This is a genomic window from Streptomyces cinereospinus, assembly GCF_042430725.1.
GTDB classification, from domain to species: Bacteria; Actinomycetota; Actinomycetes; order Streptomycetales; family Streptomycetaceae; genus Streptomyces; species Streptomyces cinereospinus.
Genome location: NZ_JBHMCY010000002.1, coordinates 144736 through 146073, shown reverse-complemented (window position 1 = coordinate 146073; position 1338 = coordinate 144736). Strand labels below are relative to the sequence as shown.

The 1338-nt window shown below is 74.4% G+C and carries 1 pseudogene; it reads right to left on the bottom strand.

The features are described 5' to 3' along the window. Positions 1-80: 80 nt before the first annotated feature. Positions 81-1338, bottom strand: a pseudogene (locus ACFF45_RS01705) (TerD family protein); the annotation flags it as partial.

Sequence of the window (1338 nt, the reverse complement as noted above, 5' to 3'; positions counted from 1 at the left end):
TGGTCGGTTCCAGGCCTCACCGGCGTCGGGACTGGTCGGTTCCAGGCCTCACCGGCGTCGGGACTGGTCGGTTCCAGGCCTCACCGGTGCTTGGGACGAGCGGCGGCGACCCGGTCGAGCACCTGCTGGAGCACCTGGCTGCCGGGCGGCACGAGCGACGGCTCGTAGGTCCAGGCGTGCCCCACCCACGGGTCGGCGAGGTGGTCGTCGGGGACCGGGGACAGGCGCAGCAGGGAACGCCACAGCGGGTCGAGCAGCGGCCCGTAGGCGGCGGCGTCCTCGCGGTCCGCGACCATCATGAGGTGCACGCCGACATCCGGGCCCTCGTCGGCCAGGTAGCGCAGCTGGGTGACGGCCCGGTCGTCGAAGCCGTGCGGGAAGTCGTTGACCACCAGCAGGTGCCGGGAGGTGTCGAAGCCCGGCGGGAGGGCGTCGGCCGCGCCGCCGCGCACCGCCATCTGCACCAGGTCGACCCGCTGGGTGAGCTTGCCCAGCACGTCCGCCACTCCGGCGGCACCCAGCGCGGGCGGGGCCGCGAGCACCCCGCTCTGCACCAGCGGCACCAGCGTCTGCGCTCCCGAACCGGCCGGGTCGATGACGTACACGGTGAACTCGCCCACCGGATGGACGGCGAGCAGCCGCGCCACGTGCGCCACCGCCGCCTCCATCGCCAGGCGCCGCAGGTCGTGCGCGTCGTGGAACGCGTCGTCGACGGAGCCGGTACGGCCGCTGTCGATCCACAGGCCTCGCTCCAGCGGCAGCCGGAGCAGCATCGGTATGCGCAGCTCGGCGCAGTCCGGCAGATGCAGATCGCCCAGGCGCAGGGCCATGGGCATCTCCGTCGGCACGCGATAGCCGTGCCAGACGGGGTTGTCCCAGCGGGCGTACGCCGGTGGCAGCGCCGGTTCGACCACGTCGGCCTCGGATGTGAGCTGGGCGACGTCCCGGTCGAGGGCCCGCCTGGCCTCGTCGACGAGCTGGGTGTGCCGGGCCCGGGCCGCCTCACGCGCGGCGTCCGCCTGCCCGCCGATCCGGCTGCGCGGGTCGGACAGGACCTGCTCCAGCTCCTTGTCCATGCGCGACTCGGCGAAGTCGACCGCGCTGCGGTACGCGGCGGCGGTGCGGGCCAGGTCCTCGAACATGCCCCAGACCTGGTTGTAGAGCCGCTCGTCCATGGTCCAGCCGGTCGCGTCGCCCGCGACGGGCTGGTGGGGACGGCCGGTCGTCGTGGAAGGCGAGGGCGACGGGGGTGCCGTGTTCCTGCGTCGGGGGTGGCTGTAGTCGATCGGGCCGCCGCTGGCCGGGGCGGACGGCCGGGCGAGAGGCGAGGGATCCGCG